Source organism: Flavobacteriales bacterium (genome assembly GCA_016699575.1).
Classification (GTDB): domain Bacteria; phylum Bacteroidota; class Bacteroidia; order Flavobacteriales_F; family PHOS-HE28; genus PHOS-HE28.
The window spans coordinates 1,645,818-1,665,398 of the sequence record CP064979.1; the positions used below are offsets into that span (position 1 = coordinate 1,645,818).

A 19,581-nucleotide genomic window follows, 5' to 3' on the forward strand; every position below is an offset into this window, starting at 1 on the left:
ATGAAAAAGAACATCCAGAAACTCCTGCTCGGGTGTAGTCTGGCGCTGGCCACCATCGGTGTGCAAGCGCAGGGCCTCGAGCAGATCATCGTGGAGCAGTACTACGAGGCTTCGGCCGCGGATGCTGCGGCCAGCGAATTCGGCTCCACCGACGGCATTGCCGAACTGGTGGCCGGATCGCGCACCTACCGCATCTATGCCGACCTGCTCCCGGGCTACAAGCTGGAGACCGTGTTCGGCAACACGGACCACCCACTGAACATCGGTACCACCACGTTCTTCTACAACCAGACCGACCGTGGTACGGCATTGGGCCACACCAACGCTACCGGGCGCCTCGATGAGAACACCTGCTCCATCGACAGCTACCTCACCTTCGGCATGGCCGGCAGCACCAAGCGCGGCGTTCTGAAGAGCGCGGACGCCAATGCGACCGGTGTGATCTTCCCCAACAGCGAAGGAAGCCCGGTGATGGAGAACCAGACCGCTTGGATGGGCACGGCCCTGACGACGGCCGACGGTCTTGCCACCGGCGCGCAGATCACCACCCAAACGATCGGTATCTCCGACCTGAGCGCCTTCACGGGCAACGCCACGGGCACCTTCAGCACCAACAACGGTGCTTGGTTCGTGCTTGGCGGTGCACAGGGCGAAGACCCCAACGGCACCAACCGCATCCTGATCGCCCAGATCACCACCAGCGGCAGCCTGTCCTTCAACCTGAACATGCGTGTGAGCCCGCTGGCCGGTGGTTCCTTCACCGACTACGTCTCCAGCAACCCCACCGGTGCGGAAGTCACGATCCCCTCGCTGAACTTCCCCTTGGCCGTTGACTGCAACGGTGTCCCGGGCGGCCCAGCCCTTCCCGGCACGCCTTGCGATGACAACGACGCCTGCACAGTGAACGATGTGTACACCGGCACCGCTCCCAACTGCGGATGCGCTGGCACCTTCGCCGATGCAGACAGCGACGGCACCTGCGACGCGAACGACGTGTGCCCAGGTGGTCCCGAACCCGGTACGCCCTGCGACGACCTCAACGCCGCCACCACGGGCGATGTGATCCAAGCGAACTGCACCTGCGCCGGTACGTTGATCTGCACCCCAGGTGCTCCATGCAACGACAACAACGCCTGCACCACGGGTGAAGTGTTCGATGCGAACTGCAACTGCGGCGGCGGCGTGGCCGTTGACCCCGACGACAACAACCCCTGCACCCTCGACAGCTGCGACCCGATCAACGGCGTGAGCAACATCTTCCAGGATGCTGACGGCGATGGCACCTGCGACGCCAACGACCTGTGCCCCGGTGGCCCTGAGCCCGGCACTGCTTGCAACGACAACGATGCCTGCACGACCAACGACGTCATCGGTGTGAACTGCCAGTGCGCTGGTACGTTCGCTGATGCTGACGGCGACGGCACCTGCGATGCCAACGATCAGTGCCCCGGCGGTCCGGAGCCCGGTACGCCTTGCGATGACGGCAATGCCGCTACCACGGGCGATGTGATCCAAGCCAACTGCCAGTGCGTTGGTGTGCTCGGGTGCACCCCCGGTGCTCCCTGCAACGATTTCAACGCTTGCACCACGGGTGAAGTGTTCGACGCCAACTGCAACTGCGGCGGCGGCGCGGCCGTTGATCCCAACGACAACGACCCCTGCACCCTCGACAGCTGCGACCCGATCACCGGCGTGAGCAACATCTTCCAGGATGCCGACAACGATGGCACCTGCGATGCGAACGACTTGTGCCCTGGTGGACCCGAGCCCGGTACCGCTTGCGACGATGGCAACCCTGCCACCAACACCGATGTGATCCAGGCCAACTGCACCTGCGCAGGTGTGCTGGGCTGCACCGTAGGTGCTCCTTGCGACGACCTGAACGCCTGCACCACGGGTGAAGTGTTCGATGCCAACTGCAACTGCGGTGGCGGAACGGCCGTTGACCCCGACGATAACGACCCCTGCACGCTCGACAGCTGCGATCCCATCAACGGTGTGAGCAACATCTTCCAGGACGCCGATAACGACGGCACCTGCGATTTCAATGATGTTTGCCCCGGCGGTCCCGAGCCCGGCAGCGCTTGCAATGACAATGATCCCTGCACGGTGAACGATGTTGTGGATGCCAACTGCAACTGCGCCGGCACCTTCGCCGATGCTGACAACGACGGCACCTGCGACGCCAACGACCTCTGTGCCAACGGCCCAGAGCCCGGCACGGCTTGCGACGACGGCGACATCAACACGATCAACGACACGATCGGCGCGAACTGCCAGTGCGCAGGTTTCAACCCGAACTGCACCGAGGACCTCGTGCTGACGATCGAACTGGATGCCTTCGGTAGCCAGACCACCTGGGAAGTGCGCGACCAAGTGACCACCGCAGTGGTGGCCAGTGGCGGTCCGTACACCGATGGCGCTCCAAGCACCGTGCTGGAGAACCTGTGCCTTGCAGTGGGTTGCTACCAACTGAACGTGTTCGACGCCAATGGCGACGGCATCAGCGCCGGTGGCTACGTGCTCACCGACGACATCGGCCGCCGCATCGTGGACGCCGATGGTCAGTTCAGCAACACCAGCAGCATCGTTGCCGGTGCTGAACCAGACTTCTGCCTGCCAGTGACAGGCACCTTCGTGAAGGCCAACTGGTGCGACCGCACCAACCTGGTACCGAGCAGCTTCATCTACGCTCAAGGCGTTGCGGGTGCAACCGGGTACCAGTTCTGGTTCTTCGACCCCCATGGCAGCTACAGCCGTCGCATCCTGAAGCCCACCACCGTGTGCCAGCTGAACTGGGCCACACAACCCATCCCCACCGGACTGGAGCTGAACGTGCGTGTGCGTGCCCTCGTGGGCGGCAACTACCAACCCTTCGGCAAGGCTTGCACCATGCTGGTGCAGAACCCTGGTGGTGCCAGCTTCCGCGACATGACCAGCTTCGATACGGACGGTGCTCACCTGAGCATGTACCCGAACCCGAACCGCGACGAAGTGCTCTACCTGATGATCGAAGGCCTGAGCGACGAAGCCACCGCTGCACAGGTGGAGATCTTCGACGCCATGGGCAAGCGCATCGCCAGCGAGCAACTGAGCGTGGCCGCCGGTACCCTCAACCATGCCATGACCCTGAGCAACGAAATGGAGGCCGGCCTCTACTTCGTGCACGTGGTGGTGGACGGTCAGACCTTCACCGAGCGCCTCGTGCGCCAGTAAGGCAACTGCAAGGTCCCTTTGGAAGCCCTTCCCGGAAACGGGAGGGGCTTTCTCTTTGGAGGAAGACGAAACGATCCCGCAACACTGCGATCCCGCAGCGATAACAAGTGCGCAACGCCTGTCTCTGCTTGCCCGGATAGCCTTGCCGCCTCATTTCACGTGGCATGCTGGCGCGCTCCCTTCTGCTCTACCTGTTGTGCGCCATGGCGCTGTCCGTCAATGCACAAGGCACCCTCCGCGGCACCATCACCGATACGAAGGGCCAGCTGGTGGCCGCGGCCACCGTGGGCGTGAAAGGCCAGGCCAACGTGGGCGTGATGGCCGACTTCGATGGCACCTACATGATGCGGATGCCCAGCGCGGAGCCCACCGTAATGGTGGTGACCGCCATGGGATATGCAACCTTGGAATTCACCGTGACCGTGGCCGCAGGTGCCGTTGTGGTGCGCGACGTGGTGTTGGAGCCGCAAGCCAAGGAGATCGGTGGTTACACGAAGACCGCCCGGCGGAAGACCAAGGGCCGCGATGATGTGGCCCTCGACCGGATGAAGGTGAACAGTGGCGTGAGTTTCGACTATGTGAGCGCTGAACGTATGACCCGCACCGGTGATGCGAGCGTGGACGCCGCGGTGAAGCGCGTGCCCGGCGTGAGCACCGTGGGCCGCTTCGTGAGCGTGCGTGGCCTGGCCGATCGCTACATCGTCACCTCGGTCAACGGCTCCCGCATACCAACGCTCGATCCGTTCACCAACAACGTGAGCCTGGACATCTTCCCGACAGGTCTGGTGGACAACATCATCATCACCAAGACAGGCAGCCCTGAACTGCCCGGCGACTGGTCGGGGGCCTTCTTGTCCGTGAACACGTTGGACTACCCGTCCAAACTCTCGGTGAACATCACCAGCAGCGTGGGCTACAACCCGCAGACCACATGGAAGAACATCGTCAGCAGCAAGGGCAGCGATACCGACTGGCTGGGCTACGATGACGGCTACCGGGGCATCCCCGACGGAGTGGCGGTGGACCAGGACGACTTCCCCCGCTACAATGCAAATCCATCGATCTACGATCAGCTCTCCTATCTCGGGTTGGGCAGTTACCTGAACAGCTACGGGATCACCTCAGCCACCACCATGAATGCCGGCGACCCCTACCACTTGCTGGGGCTGGTGGAACTGGGTTACCTGGCCCCGGCCTTGTTCAACGACCCCAACGCCGGTGCGACAGCCGTGAACAACTACAACGCCGATTACGGCAGTTCCTACTTCGTGCCGCTGTTCAACCAGGAATTGCAAGCCAACGGGCAGGCGTTCAACAACGACGCCTGGGGCACGACGGAAAAGACCGCCCCCCTCAACTTCAGCCAAACCATCAGTTTGGGGAACCAAGTGAACGTGTTCAAACGGCCACTTGGTTTCATGGTCGGGTTCCGTTACGGGCGTGATACGAAGTACGACGAGAACAGCACGGTATCCCGCACCAACAGCGCGCCCGATGGCGAGGTGGTGGCCGACATCTTCAACTACAAGCAACGCGTGAGCAGCGAGCAGCACGGCTGGAGCGCGCTGGCCAACCTGAGCTACAAACCGCACCGCAACCACGGCATCTCGTTCCTCTTCATGCCCAACGTACAAGGCCAGAACGATGCACGCAATTACCGGGGCAGCGAGTTCAACTTCGCACCTACGGAGATCCTTGTCGGTGCCGACCAGACCTACGAGGAGCGGCGACAGCTCATCTACCAGGCCAGTACCACGCACTTCTTCCCGCGCACCAAACTGCGCATCAACTTGGACGCGTCGTACACCGATGGCCAGATGAACATACTCGACTTCCGTGAGATCGTGTATTTCCTGGACACGGTCTCCGGTGTCGCCCAGTTCAGCAGCAACTCATCGCTTCCGCGCCGCTTCCGGTACATGGACGAAGACCTGCTGGACGCCCGGGCCGGTTTCGAATTCCCGTTGGACAGCGTGTACGGCCGGCCCCGCAAGCTCATGTTCGGCGGTGCCTACCGATGGAACCAGCGGGAGAACATCCAGATCCTCTACAACGTGCGCGGATTGGCCGGCAGCGAAGTGAACGTCCCGTTGGACGAGCTCATCACCGATGACCGTTTCATCATCGACGGGGCGAACACGCCCCTGGTTTACGAGAACAACTCCTCGGAACTGGATGAGGACATCGGCATCAGCCGCATCAGTGCAGCCTATGTGATGAGCGATTACAGCATCAACGAGCGGTTGCGGTTGGTGGGGGGTGCCCGTTTGGAGCACACCGACCTGATCAGCGATATCCGCAGCTATTACGACCTGGGTTTGCCTGCCAATGATGAGGGCCGTGACCGCATCGCCGGGCAAGTGGCCAACCCGGGGGTCCTCGACGAGCTGGACATCCTGCCGAGCATCAACGCCATCTTCAAGATCAAGGATGATTCGTTGCGGTTGATGAACCTCCGAGCGAACTACTTCCGCTCGCTTGGCCGTCCGAGCTTCCGGGAGATCAGTAGCGTGGACCTCGACGACTTCATCCTTCGCGGCCGTGTGCGCGGTAATCCAACGCTGCAGATGACCTACGTGGACAACTACGATCTGCGCCTGGAAACCTTCTTCCAACGCGGCCACAACATCACCCTCAGCGGGTTCTACAAACAGTTCACCAACCATATCGAACTGGTGAAACTGCTCGGCATCGACAACTTCAGCTGGCAGAACGCCAAGAACTCCGAAGCGTTCGGTGTGGAGCTTGAAGGCAAACTGGTGCTGCTGCGCAACGTTGATCTGCTCGGCAACATCACCTTCATCGAGAGCCGTACAACGGTGGAAGGCGCCGTGACCCGCACCCGCACCATGTTCGGCCAGGCGCCGTGGATCGTGAACGGTATGCTGAACTACCGCGTGGACAGTGCCGGTTTCGATGTTGCGATCTCCTACAACGTGCAAGGCCCCAAACTGGCGGTGGTGGCCGCGGCGGGCGTACAACAACCCGACGTTTACGAGCTGCCCAGGCATTTGCTGGACATCACATTGAGCAAGAAGCTCGGCAAGCGGTTCATCGTACGGGCCCGCGTTCGCGATCTGCTGAACCAGCCTGTGCGCCGCTCGTACTCGTTCGACAGCGGATACGACCTCGACTTCGATCGTTACACCTACGGCCGCGAGTACATCCTGAGCCTCACCTTCCGGATCTGACCATGCGCAACCTCCGAACCTCCATCGCTTTGGCAGCGCTGTTGTGCTGTGCGATCCCCTGCTCCACCAGCGCGCAAGGCCTGCAGACCGTTGTGGTCGAGAAGTACTACATCAGCGATGCGAACGACGCCACGGACACCGATGGTGGTTTCCTGCAGGAAGGCTCAGTGACATACCGCGTGTTCCTGGACATGGGCGAGGGCTACAAGCTGCGCAGCCTCTTCGGTGATAGTCTCCACCCGTTCACCATCTCCAGCACGGCTGTGCTTTTCAACAACGGGGACCGCGGCAAGAGATTCGGACATTTGATCCAAGACCAATATCTGGGCGACAACACCGTGGCGCTCGACTCTTGGCTTTCGCTTGGTGATGCGAGCGAAGCACACATTGGCGTCCTGGAAGGTGACGACACCGATGGCTCCGTTGTTGGTGGGTCCAACAACGATGGGGGAAGCGCATCAGTGCCCGGTGGTCTCTTGGTGAACAGTGCCAGTGACGCTGGCCTCCCCTTGACGGACCGTGACGGACTGTTGCCAGGAACGGGCATGCCGCCCGGATTCCTGTTCATCGGTGACGCCCAGTACTTGGACAGTGCATTCTTCGAGATGAACCAGCTTAACGCTTACACCACCATGAACATGGTGTCGCAAGCCCCGGCTGGCGTTGTGGGCTACGGAGCCGAGAACCGGATCCTTATCGCGCAGATCACCACCGCCGGCGAGCTGAGCTTCGCACTGAACGTGGAGTTGCTCGACTCGCTCGGCAACGTGTTGCGCTATGTGGCCAACGACGACACCCTCTTGGCCAACGAAACCGCGTTCGGCTTGTTGAACTACCCGCCCGAGTGCGGCTGCATGGACCCGAACTATCTGGAGTACGATCCGACGGCAGGTTGCGACGACGGCTCCTGCGCCACGGCCATCGTGTTCGGATGTTCGGACACCACGGCCTGCAACTTCGACCCGAACGCCAACTTCAACATCGATGCCTTGTGCTGCTACGGCCCTGGGGATTGCAACGGGCTCGACATCAACATCGTTTGTCCGGGGGTTGGGCTGGATGAAGCCGTCGGTGATGCCTCCGTGCTCGCAGCTTGGCCGAACCCCGCTCATGGCGACCTCATGGTGCAATGGCCTTTCGGTGCTGAAGCGGGCGAGTTGCGCTTGTTGGATGCCACCGGCCGAACGATCCGTATCGAAGCCGTTCAGCCGGGCCGCACAATGGTGCTCGACTTGTCGGAACTGGCCCAAGGCAGCTATGTGCTGTTGGCCCGAAGTGAAGGGACCGAGCGGGCGCTGCGTTTGGTGAAGCAATGATCCGCAAGGGAACATTGGCATAACGTGCCGGCCACGTAACGGCAAGACCTCGTTCGTGGCAAGGGTACATCGGCAAGGTTGGTTCGCGTCCTCATTCAACGCACCATGATCCGTCGCTCACTACTCCTCGCCTCCGGGCTTTCCGCCATCTGCTCGACCGCATTGGCCCAATACGCCCCACCTGACAGCATGGCGCTGGAGGGCATCGTGGTGGAGACCTACTACATCAGCGATGCGAACGATGCGGCGGACACTGACGGCGGTGGTGTTCCACAATTGACCGCAGGGGCGAAGACCTACAGGATCTTCGTGAACATGAAACCCGGCTACATCCTGGAATCCGTGTACGGGAACGCCGAGCATTCGCTCGACCTCACCACCACCACGGAATTCTGGAACAACACCGATCGCGGTGATGTGACCGGCGACCTCATTGATGCCGCTCGCCTGGACGAGAACACCGTTGCTCTGGACAGCTGGATCACCATGGGCGCGGCCAGCGACGACCACTGGGGTCTTCCGAAAGTCGACGATGCGGACGGCTCCATCGTGGGCGGCCCCAACAACGACGGTGGTAGCGTTGGCACCCCACTACTGGCGAACACCGATGCCCTTGCCGGCATTCCTCTGACAACAGCGGACGGCCTCCTCGCGGGCACGGTGCCTGCAGTTACCACCATCGGCCTCACCCTCGATGTGTTCAACGATACGCCCGGGGGCAGCTTCGCCACTACGAACGGTGCATGGGCCATCCTCGGCGGCACCACAGGCGGCACCAACGACAACCAAGTACTGATCGCGCAGCTCACCACGAGCGGCCAGTTGTCGTTCCACCTCAACATGCGCATCGGCATCCCGGACTCGCTCCAGTGCCAGAGCCCGGGCTGCCACGAGTACATCGACTACTACGCCACCATCGTTCCCGGCGACACGGCAGGCGGTGGCATTTCCGTGGAGAACATCTTCAGCAATCCCACCCTCACCTACGTGGACCAAGCCATTGACTGCCTTGGTCAAGCCGGTGGTACCGCGTTGCCCGGCACGGCCTGCGACGACAACAACCCCGACACGGGTGCTGATACGTGGAGCGCAAACTGCGTGTGCGAAGGCCTCTTGATCGATTGCGAGAACGTGCCTGGTGGCCCTGCCTTGCCGGGTACCGCTTGCGACGACAACGACCCAAACACCTTCAATGACCTCTGGAGCCCGAACTGCTTGTGCGAAGGCTCCGTGGGCCTCAACGAGGTGCACCGCAACGGGTTTACCGCGCAGGTGGCACCGAACCCTGCAAGCGAAACAGCGCTGCTGTTCTTGGGCGCCGCCAATGGCTCGTCGACCTCGGTATCGATCAACGATATGACCGGCCGCGTTGTTCTTGCTGCAGAGCTTGGCCGCATCCACGGGGACCGTTCCGTTGCCCTCGAGCTCTCCGCTTTGGCTGCTGGCACCTATGCGATCACGGTGGTGCATGGTACCGAACGGCTGGTGCTCCCCTTTGTGAAGCGTTGATCGGAAGGCACGGCACTGCAACCCGACTGTAGCCATGTCGCCCTTGGGCATCACGCTATTGGTGCTCACGGGGCTCGGTGTGTTCCTCTATGCCATCGATCTGCTTTCGCAGGCCCTGCGCGGCATTGCGTCGGACCGCATGGAGCGTTGGCTCAAGCGGTACACCGCCCACGTACTGAGCGCCACAGCGGTCGGGGTCGTGGCCACCACCTTGTTGGACTCCTCTTCAGTGGTCATCATCCTGGTGATCGTTCTGGTGAACACCGGAAAGCTGGCGCTCCGCAGTGCCTTGGCCGTGGTGCTCGGCGCCAACATCGGCACCACCTTCGGCAGCCAGATCATCGCCTTCGATATTGGTGCGTGGAGCGCGGTGCCCTTGTTGCTGGGGATCGGGCTTGCGCACTTGGGCCGAACGCCGACCGCCAAAGGGATAGGGAACGTGCTTACCGGGTTCGGCCTGCTTTTCACCGGGCTTTTCATCATGGGCACCGCTGTTGAACCCCTGCGGGAGAGCACGTTGCTGATAGGGTTGCTCCACGGGTTGGAGGATCCACTGAAAGGCTCGCTCACGGGCGGGTTGATCACGCTGGTTCTCCAATCCTCCTCTGCGACGGTAGCCATGGCCATTGCTCTTGCGGGCAAAGGCCTGTTGTCCCTTCCTGCCGGCATCGCCGTTATGCTTGGTGCCGAACTGGGCACCTGTTCTGACACCCTCCTCGCAGCGGCCCGATGCGGAAGAAGAGCACGGAAAGTCGGGCTATTCCATCTGCTGTTCAACCTGCTGACGATCATCCTGGGGCTATTGTTGATCCATCCGTTCACCGACTTCGTCGTATGGTTTTCGGGCGCAGCTGATGATGCACGGCGCATCGCCAATGCCCACATGATGTTCAACGTGGTGGGCGTATTGCTGTGCCTTCCGTTCCTTCGGCGGACAGAACGGCTTTTGGACCACTGGCTTCCCGAAAAGGCACACGCGCATGCCCGCTCCGTTGCCCGGGGTATGGCTGCTTGAACGGTTTTCTTGTCGCTCCCAGCGGGTTGTGCCGGCGTTGCTCCGAAAAAGCCTATCCGGTGCGGACCCCTAACGATCAGCGCACATCGGAATATCCCAAGCATCAGGTTGTCCGTACTTGCAGGATCCAAGCGGTGGTTTCCTTGGTCGCATCCAATAACCCCAACATGGGTACTTCACTGTTCGGTGCTCTGGGAAGCATCGCATTGGCAGTCGTCGCCGCGTCGTTCCTCCCTGTCAACGCGGACACCTCCGTTCCATACGCATGCAAAGCCCCGCGCCCGCCAAAAAGGCCAGTGCCTTCTCCGGGCCTGAACGCCGACTTCGTGGTGACCGCAACACCGAACTTCACCTGGGACATCAACGGGGCGATCAATGCGCCCCTGACGCTCACCCGTGGAGTGTCTTACACGTTCGACCTCACCACAGTGACCGACGAACATCCGTTCCTGATCAACAACCAACCCAACAATGCCTTCGGCACGGTATTCCCGCCCGCCGCATACGGGAATACGATCACGATCACACCTACCGGATCCATGCCAGCCACGATCCACTATCACTGCGCCGTGCACAGCGGCATGGAAGGGCCCATCAACCTTGTCCTCTGCCCCGGTGATGTCACCGGTGATGCAATGATCAACGTATCGGATTTCCTCGCCCTGAATTCGGCCTTCGGCAACACGTGTTCAGGTTGCTGGACCGACATCGATGGCAATGGGACCGTGGCCGTCGGCGATTTCCTCGCGCTCAACTCCGCCTTCGGGAACAACTGCAACTGATCACGGCAACTGCGCCGTGCGAACGGCCGTGGGCACGGTGCCGCCGACATTCACCAGGATCCCGTCGCGGTCGTTCGATGTGCCGGTGTACTTGATTGAGCCGTCCATGTTCACATCCGATCGGGAGTACTGCCCGTTCACCACTGCGGTGGGGACGGTACCTCCAACGGCAACAAGGATCGGATCACGATCATTGCCTGCACCTGTGTAGGCGATGATGCCATTGCCGGTGACATCGCCGGCCCAGAGCACCTGCTTCGTCCCAACGGTCTTTCGGGCGTTGGTGCCGAACGTTGCCGTTCCGCTCACGGTCAAGTCCACGACCGTCGTGGTGGGGCCCAGTGTGATCGTCCCGGCCGTCATGACGCCCAGGTGGTTCCGGTGCCGCACTGCCACATAGTAGCTGCCCGCGGGAGCTGTCACCTGCAACGGCGAAGTGCCGTCAGGTCCCACAACATCGCCATCGCGCTGCACCAGGGCGCTCTTGGTGGCCACCACGGTCTGTGCGTTGGACATGGAACGCAGTTCAACAACGACCCAATCGACGACGGCATCGTTGCCGGTCGAGGACAGCACTGCGGAGGAGGTGGCTTCACCCCCACCACCGACATGCACGTACCCGAGCGCTGAATACGGTTCGGACAACGGGACAAGGCCAGCGCTCCTCAAACCATCGCCCATAAGGCCCGACACGCTGTTGAACGGTCCCTCCAAAAGCACCTTGACAGAAAGCGCAACCGTTCCATCACCACCGTTCAGCCGCACCAATCGACCACGCGTCGCCCCATCGAATTGCGTGAACCCACCACCCACGAGCACGTCGCCATCGGGCAGAGTGGCCAGCGCGCGCACCACATCGTTCGCTCCAGCACCGATATCGAAACCGAGGTCCAGCGCGCCATTGGCCAGCAGGCGTGCCATGCGGTTGCGCGCAGTTCCGTTGAAGAGATTGAACAGACCGCCGATCAGGATCTTGCCGTCGGTCTGCAACGCCATTGCATGCACGATGGAGTTCGCACCACTGCCCGTCGTGAAACCCGTATCGACGGTGCCGTCCGTGTTCAACCGAACGATCCTGGTGCTCATGGTGCCGTTGAACATGGTGAACGATCCCGCCAGGAGGATCTTGCCATCGGGTTGAAGAACGATCGACCGGACGATGGAACTCGCACCGCTACCGACCTGGAAAGCGGCATCCGTTGCACCAGCACTGCTCACCCTGTTGCAGAATCCTGCCGACGCGCCGTGGTACGCCGTGAAGTGTCCACCCACCATCACCTTTCCGTCCGTCTGTTGCTTGTTCGCCAGCACGATGCTGTTGGGTCCGGGATCCACGTCGAAGGATGCATCAATGGCCCCTCCGCTGGTAAGCCTGGCCAGATTGGAGGTGAAACCCCCAACGATGGCCACGCCGGTTCCTCCGATGAGAATTTTCCCGTCGGACTGCAGGGCAACGGTGTTGATACCACCCTGCACCCCGGGTGTGCTGAACGTGGCATCGATGGCCCCGTTCGCGGCCAACCTCACCAATCCGGGTTTGGCCGATCCGTTGTACGAACCGAACGTTCCGCCTACCACGATCTTCCCGTCAGGTTGGACGACCATCGCGTTCACGGCATTGTCGAACCCGGTGCCGGAAGCGAAGGTGTTGTCCAAGGTACCGTCGCTGTTCAAGCGTGCGATGCCTCCGATGGGTGTTCCGTCGAACTCCGTGAAGTAGCCTGCGACCAGGACCTTGCCGGAACTCAGCGGTACAATGGCCGTTACTTGGTCATCGGCCCCCGTGCCGGTGGCGAACGCAGGGTCAATGCTTCCGCTCTGTGCGCTTGCACCAACGTACAGGAGCATGGAAGAAGACAACGTGGCGAGGAGGAGGGTAAGGCGGTACATGCTGTTCGATGGGCTGCGAAAGTCATAGGGGCAGGATACAACCATATGTGCGCGCCGTTGTGCGCATCCACCTGCGGTGTTAAGCCAGTGTGGCCAACAATAGCAAAGGGCCCCGCCTTGCGACGGAGCCCCCAGCATGTGTGTTGTGGTCGATCAGTGCACGATCAAACGCTCGACCATTGATCGGTCGCCTGCCGTCACGTTCACCAGATACATCCCCTTGGCCAGTGAGCCCTCCAGCTCCAGAACCGTGCTCACCTGCTCTGCTCCGTCCGTGGCCAGGCTCCTGCTCAGCACCGTCTTGCCGTACACGTCCAGCATCGTGATCTGCACTTGCATCTCCTCTGTGCTCAGGCCGCTGAGCACCAGCGTCACGTTCTCTCCGAGCGTCGGGTTCGGGTAGAGCTGCATTGTTCCTGTCTCCTCCATCAGCATCTGCAGGCTTCCTACACCACCGGGCAGCAACGCCGTGCACACTTTGCCGAAGGTCGTGTAGGTACCACCCACCAGTGCGCGTACGCTCACGTTCAGCTCAACGCCCAAGGGGATCGGCTGCGTCGCCCAGTTCAGCTGACAAGTCGTGGTCGGCTTCTGGATCCGGCGGCTATATGAACCGTGCGGATCGAAGAACCAGAACTGGTACGCCGTCGCTCCCGCCACTCCGCGTGCATAGATGAAGCTGCTACGGGTAAGGTTCGTACGGTCGCACCAGTTGTCCTTGATGAACGTCGGGCCCAAGGGCACGCAGAAGTCCGCATCGCCCGGGATCACGCTGCTGCTCACTGATCCGAACTGGCCATCGGCATCGATGATCCGCCGGCCCTGGTCGTCCGTCAGGACATAACCGCTGGAAGCCAGTCCGTCACCGAAGCTGTCGAAGAGCTCGAAGCTGTAGCAGCCCGTCTCCACGCAGATCGGCTCGATCACTTGGCCCGGTGTTTCATCCGTGTACGGACCACCGCTGGCCACCACGTTGTTCGTCCCGTTCTCCTTCACCGACCATGTCGTCTGGCTGCCTAGCGCGTCCAGTTCGATCGTCAGGATCAGCTCCTCCGTGCAGGGCAACGTCCCCTGGCACACGCAGCTCGCGGTCAACACATCGCCCGTCGAGTTCGGGTTGCCGTCGTCGCAGCTATCGCCCACTTTACCGAAAAGCGTCGGGCAATCATCCGTATTGTCGCTCACGTAGCCAGCGGGCGCGCTGCCCGGGCAGTTGGTGGTGAAGTCGTTCGGGTCGCCGAAGCCATCATTGTCGCTGTCCGCGTAGTAGAGCGGCGGCAGGATGCAATCCGTGCGGTCGTTCACCTCCTGGATGCGCTCATCCAGCGCGGCGGAAGTCTCGGCCAAAGCATAGGGTGCAGCGGTGTGGAAGCTCTTCATGTATTCGGCGAAGGCGTCTTGTTCGCTGCCTGGGATCGCGAACGAAGCCTGCATCGGACCAACATCAGGCAAGGTGTTCAGGTCCACGCGGCCAGTGCCGAGCGTGTTGAAGGGATATCCATCACCACCACCGGCGAGGAAGTTCAGCGTCACCACGCGGAAGGTGCGCGCGGGATCGCCATGCACCGCGCCATTCATCACCAGCGTATCGACGGTGACGCCTGCGCTGTCGGTGATCACCGCGTTGAGGATGCGGGCGCTCGCGGGGAGCGTCTCATCGTAGCTGAAACGCACACCGCTCACCTGCGGGAAGCGCCCCTGCGTCTGCCCGGGTCCGCTTGCAGCGACACCATGCTCGAGGATCGTGCGCAGGTCGGCGGCGGTGAGCGTGAGGGTGCTCAGCAGGTTGTTGAATCGGAGCGAGTTCTCGATGTCGAGCTGGCTGATGTCGCCCTGCTGCTTGCCGGCGAGCGGATTGGCCGCCGGTGGTTCCAGCACTACGCTGCCACCCACGGCGTTCACGAAGCCGATGGCGCTGCGGATGCCGCCGCCGTTCTTGATGCTGATGGTGACCGTAGGATCATAGCGGCGGGCCATCCACTTGTTGGCGTCGGCGCTCACGTTGCCCAGGTTGGTCTCCTCGGTGCGCACGAAGTTGCGGCGGCCTTCCAGGAACACATCCGTGCGGCCGAAGAGATTGCCGTCCTTGGCGATGATCACCGCTTCGATCGCGCCGCAGAGGTTGGCCACCTCCTGGCCGCGGCTACCGGGCGTGAAGGCGTCATTGTAATCGCCCCAAACCTCCACCACGCCGAGGCTGTCGGCCGGGTAGGCGCCGCTCACGTTCGGATCGATGCTGGACGGCACGATGTCGCCGTTCGCATCGAAGTCCACTACCAGACGGCCCACATACTTGTACTCGCTCGTGGTGTTCACGATCGCCAGGGGCTTTCCATCGAGGCTGGTGGTGAGGTACGGGTAGGTCTCGGCGGCCACGTCGCCGTTGCGCAGGCGGTCGGTGGCGTCGGCCATCAGCGTGTGCGAACCACCTGCGATGATCACGTCCACGCCGTTCAGCAGTGGAGCCAGGGCCTTCTCTAAGGTGAGTTGCTGCAGATGGCTCAGCACGATGATCTTGTTGATGCCCTCCAGGTTGCGCAGGTCGTCGATCACCGGCTGTAGGATGGCGGCGAGCGCTGGCATGTCGTCCGCATCGGGACCGGTCACCGTGGTGGCGCCGGGCGAGGAGATGCTCGCGAGGATCTGCGTGGTGGCACCCACGATGCCGATCTTCTCCCCGTTCACGGTGATGATCGTGCTCGGCGCGAGCTTCTTCGTGGCAGCGATGGCGGCGGCGCCCATCGCGGGGTTGTTCCGGAAGAAGGTCCACTCCTCACGGGTGTTCGTGAAGATGTTGCTCAGGTTGGCATCGGCGCTGAAGTCCAGGTTGCTGCTGAGGTAGGGGAACTGCGCGCCGAACCAACGAATGTTGGCGCCGCTGTTCTGTCCGGCGATGATGTTGCGCAGCTCGCTCGTGCCCAGATCGAACTCGTGGTTGCCAAGCGCCGCGGCCTGTATGCCGATCAGGTTCATGATGGTGAAATCCACCCGGCCGATGCCTGCGCGCAAATCGTTGTTCGCGAAAGGTCCTCCGTAGTAGTTCTCGTAAGCGGTCTTCAGCGGTGCCACCAGGGTAGGATCCTCACCGGCGCTCATGAAGGGACCGGGCAGGAAGTTGTCGCCGCTGCTCAGCGTGAGTGAGTTGGCATAGGTATGCTCCAGGCTGTCCACGATGGCCGCGAAACGTGGAGCGTCCTGCGTGGCGGGCACGGCGCCCTCGAAGTCGGAGGCGTGCAGGATCTGCAGAGTGAAGTTCGTCGGAGGCACGATCTCGTCCGCCGTGAAGCTCACGTTGTCGAAGCGCCAGGTGCCGCCCGTGGCGATGCTCGTCACGTTGTTCGCCTGACGGAACTCGCCCGTGGCCGCGTGGTGGGCCGCCAGGATGCGGATGCCGAAGTTCGGGTTGTTGTTCGCCCCGGTGATCGCCGTGAAGTCGATGACCCGGCGCCCCCAGGAATCGGAGACGTTCGTTCCAATGGGATCGGAAGCATCGACGCGACCAGCGTCAATGCCTCCCCGGTCGGCGCAGGAGCTGTTGTCATAGTTGCTTCCATCCAGGTCGAGGTTCGTCCAGTTACTGCCGTCCAGCGTGTACTGGATGCGGGCCGTGCGCGTCGAGGAGTTCGAGTGGCGGTGATCATAGGAGAACACGATGTTCTCGTGGCCCAGCGTCGAGGTGCGGAACTCCACGCCGGAGGATTCGTTCGTCGCGCCCGGAGCGGCGGTGCCGATCTGCCAGGCCGTGGTGCCCGTGGCCTGTACACAACCCGTAGTGCTGCCGGCGGCCGTGGTGGCACCGGTCATGCTGCCCACAAGCGCGGAGGAACCGCTGCCGACGTTCGGTGTCGGGTTGCTCGCAGCACCCTGCAACGGCTCGTAGGTCCACACCGCAAGCACACCGGGTACTGGAGGGGCCGTTGTCTGGCCATCCACGCTCACTGCCTGGCCGGTGGCGCCGGTGCTGGCGATGGTGATGTTGCCGGAGTAGATGCCTGCCGCAACACCGTCGAGACGGACTTCGACGGTGGCGCTTACGGCCGGACCGGTCAGGTTCAGGCTGCCGCCGTAGCTGCCAACACCCTGCTCACGCAGTTCGAAACCCGCCGGGGCGGTGATCACGAGGTCCGCGGTGAGGTCGCTGGCCGTGATGGTGAAGGTCTGCGCATCGCTGGGCGTGCCCTCGAGGGTGCTGAACCCGGTGAGCATTGCGGGAACGGGCGCGTCGATGGTCGCCGTGCTCACGCTCACCGCGATGCCTTGGAAGCTCACGTTATCGAAACGCCAGGTGCCTGCGGTGGCAACCGTGGCCACGTTGTTCGCCTGGCGGAACTGGCCCGTGGCGGCGTGATGTGCGGCGAGGATGCGCACACCGAAGTCGGGGTTGTTGTTCGCACCGGCGATCGCCGAGAAGTCGATCGTGCGACGGCCCCATGAATCGGAAACGTTCGTGCCGATGGGATCGGAAGCGTCGATGCGGCCGTTGTCCAGACCGCCGCGGTTGGCGCAGGCGCTGTTGTCGTAGTTCGTGCCATCCAGCGTGAGGTTCACCCATGAAGTGCCATCCAGCGTGTACTGGATGCGCGCCGTGCGCGTGGCAGTGTTCGACAGGCGATGATCGTAGGAGAACGTGATGTTCTCGTAGCCCACGGTGGACGTGCGATACTCAACGCCCGAGGACTCATTCGTTGCTCCAGGACTAGCGGTACCGATGGCCCAGGCGGTGGTGCCGCTGGCCTGTGCGCAACCCGTGGTGCTGCCCGTTGCCGTGCCCGGACCCGTCATGCTGCCTACAACGGCCGAAGCACCCGTACCGATGTTCGGCGTCGGGTTCGCGCTGGTGCCTTGAAGCGGCTCATAGGTCCAGACCGCGATGTCCTCCGGTACAGGCGGCGGATTCACGCGGAAGATGGAGACCGTTCCGCTGACCTCGTTGCCGGTGATCAGCAGGGGCGTGCCATCAGGGCTGTTGGCTGCGCTCACATAGGTGATGCACTCCACACCAAGGTCCAGTGCCGTACCGGCGGCCGCATCGCCATTGAAATCACGATTGTTCAGGTATTGGATGAAGACAGGTGCGCTCGGTACTGTGACGTCGTACACCATGATACCACCGATGCGCTCCAAGCCGATGAAAGCATAGAACACGCCGTCGATCTCGGCCAATGTCACGGCTTCCGGCTCGGGGCCCTTGTCGTCGCTGCGGCTATCGAAGCTGTTGTTCGCGCTGTTGTTGCTGTTGAAGTTCGTCGGGTATGCTGCGGATGTGATCTGCTCGAACTGGTCGCCGCTGTCCCATACCAACGCACCGTTCGCATCACGGATGCTGAAGGAGCGCGCACCGAACGCATGGATCTCGTCGAAGTCGCCATCGTTGTCGGTATCGCCACTGTAGATGGTCGCGTTCAGGCGACCGAGGTTGGCGTTCTGCTTCAGCGTGGCCGCGTTCGGGAAGACGGTGGGATCCAACACGTATGCGGCATTGCCCACGCGTCGCGGCTCGACGAAGGTCCCCCATTCGCGGGCATCGCCTTCATTCGCATACACCACGTAGGTCTGGCCGCCTACGGTGTAGCAGTCGATCGCATCGGGCATATAGAGGCCCTTCACTGGCCAGGTGGCGATGTTGATGCCCGCCGGGTTATCGCTGGCATCCATGCCGAAGCCCGCCATGCTGTGATCCTTCATGCCGAGCGAGGTGATCTGCTCGATCGTGCTCGTGGCGAGGTCGATGCGCACCACGGCGTTGTTCTCCTGGCAGACCACGAAGGCCTTCTGCGAGTCATCGCTCACCGTGATGCTCTCCGGCTCCATGTCCTGCGCCACGGTGGCGCCCGGACCGAAGATCCGCACACCGGGAAGCATCGAAGGGGTGTATGCACCGAAGCCGACCGTGATCACGTTCGCGCCCGTGATGGATGCGAGGCCGCCGCTGATGTCGATGATGCTCACCGAACCCTCAGGGTCCACGGTGTAGTCGTCGCTCGGCTCGCCTTCGTTGGCCACCAGCACCTTCGTGCCATCCGGCGTTACGGTCACCATGTCGGGCAGCGCGCCCACGGTCACCTGGCTCAGGAAGTTGCCGCCGTTGTCGAAGAAGACCACCTTGCCCGGATCCGTTTTCGGACTGGCCTCCGCGGCCACGGCGATGCCACCCGGCACCACCACCACGCTATTGGCGGCCACACCATACGCACCCATCGGGATGGTGAAGGCGAGCGATGGGGAAGCCGGGTTGCTTGCATCGAGCGCGCGCACCTCGTTCAACTGCGCGTTCACGAAGAAGATGCGGTCGCTGCTGGGATCGAAGGTGACGATCTCCGCCGCGCTCGTGTTGTAGCTGCCCGTGGCATAAGTGCCCACGTGGCTGATGGAGATCTGGGCGCTCGCTATGGTAGCAAGGGATATCAACCCTGCTGCAAGAGCAGAGTGCAGCAGGTTGTGCGGGGAGACCGCGCGACCGGGATGCCAGGGGAATGTGGTGTTCATGAGTTCGTTCGTTGGGTGTGCAAAGCATCGGTGGGTGTCTTGCCATGGGCCCTGCGTTGGGTTACCGATCCATCACCGCAATGGGTACACCGCACGGCTATTGCCTTTACACGCTACCCTTCCGTGAGATCCATGTGAGATCCCTCGGCAACGCCCAGGAACTTGCGTGCATCTTC

8 protein-coding genes are annotated in these 19,581 nt (G+C 62.2%); 6 read left to right on the top strand and 2 right to left on the bottom strand.

Translation table 11 applies throughout. The features are described 5' to 3' along the window. From IPJ76_06805 to IPJ76_06830, 6 genes are all read left to right on the top strand, one after another. Positions 1-3,216, top strand: a complete 3,216-nt coding sequence (locus IPJ76_06805; protein ID QQR87927.1) for a T9SS type A sorting domain-containing protein — start codon at positions 1-3, stop codon at positions 3,214-3,216. 164 nt (positions 3,217-3,380) lie between these two features. Next, positions 3,381-6,407 carry an outer membrane beta-barrel protein gene (locus tag IPJ76_06810; protein ID QQR87928.1) on the top strand — a complete coding sequence of 1,009 codons (3,027 nt, stop codon included), beginning with the start codon at positions 3,381-3,383 and terminating at the stop codon, positions 6,405-6,407. A 2-nt stretch (positions 6,408-6,409) separates the two neighbouring features. Continuing rightward, positions 6,410-7,723 carry a T9SS type A sorting domain-containing protein gene (locus IPJ76_06815; GenBank protein QQR87929.1) on the top strand — a complete coding sequence of 438 codons (1,314 nt, stop codon included), beginning with the start codon at positions 6,410-6,412 and terminating at the stop codon, positions 7,721-7,723. Positions 7,724-7,828: 105 nt separating this feature from the next. After that, positions 7,829-9,232, top strand: a complete 1,404-nt coding sequence (locus IPJ76_06820) for a T9SS type A sorting domain-containing protein (protein QQR87930.1) — start codon at positions 7,829-7,831, stop codon at positions 9,230-9,232. 34 nt (positions 9,233-9,266) lie between these two features. Continuing rightward, positions 9,267-10,247 carry a Na/Pi cotransporter family protein gene (locus IPJ76_06825; GenBank protein ID QQR87931.1) on the top strand — a complete coding sequence of 327 codons (981 nt, stop codon included), beginning with the start codon at positions 9,267-9,269 and terminating at the stop codon, positions 10,245-10,247. Between the two features lie 296 nt (positions 10,248-10,543). Further along, on the top strand, positions 10,544-11,029 hold the full coding sequence (locus IPJ76_06830; protein ID QQR87932.1) for a hypothetical protein: 486 nt from the start codon (positions 10,544-10,546) through the stop codon (positions 11,027-11,029). Here IPJ76_06830 and IPJ76_06835 read toward each other — a convergent pair whose 3' ends face one another. After that, the gene (locus tag IPJ76_06835; protein QQR87933.1) at positions 11,030-12,919 is read right to left on the bottom strand and encodes a delta-60 repeat domain-containing protein; all 1,890 of its coding nucleotides are present in this window, start codon (positions 12,917-12,919) and stop codon (positions 11,030-11,032) included. A 153-nt stretch (positions 12,920-13,072) separates the two neighbouring features. Beyond that, complete coding sequence (locus tag IPJ76_06840) at positions 13,073-19,405, bottom strand: choice-of-anchor I family protein (protein QQR87934.1); 6,333 nt, start codon at positions 19,403-19,405, stop codon at positions 13,073-13,075. Between the last annotated feature and the right edge of the window lie 176 nt (positions 19,406-19,581).

Bases quoted from the DNA above. Each gene is read 5' to 3' on its own strand.
- IPJ76_06815 (QQR87929.1), top strand. From the start codon at position 6,410: ATGCGCAACCTCCGAACCTCCATCGCTTTGGCAGCGCTGTTGTGCTGT.
- IPJ76_06820 (QQR87930.1), top strand. From the start codon at position 7,829: ATGATCCGTCGCTCACTACTCCTCGCCTCCGGGCTTTCCGCCATCTGC.
- IPJ76_06840 (QQR87934.1), bottom strand. From the start codon at position 19,405: ATGAACACCACATTCCCCTGGCATCCCGGTCGCGCGGTCTCCCCGCAC.
- IPJ76_06805 (QQR87927.1), top strand. From the start codon at position 1: ATGAAAAAGAACATCCAGAAACTCCTGCTCGGGTGTAGTCTGGCGCTG.
- IPJ76_06835 (QQR87933.1), bottom strand. From the start codon at position 12,919: ATGTACCGCCTTACCCTCCTCCTCGCCACGTTGTCTTCTTCCATGCTC.
- IPJ76_06810 (QQR87928.1), top strand. From the start codon at position 3,381: ATGCTGGCGCGCTCCCTTCTGCTCTACCTGTTGTGCGCCATGGCGCTG.
- IPJ76_06825 (QQR87931.1), top strand. From the start codon at position 9,267: ATGTCGCCCTTGGGCATCACGCTATTGGTGCTCACGGGGCTCGGTGTG.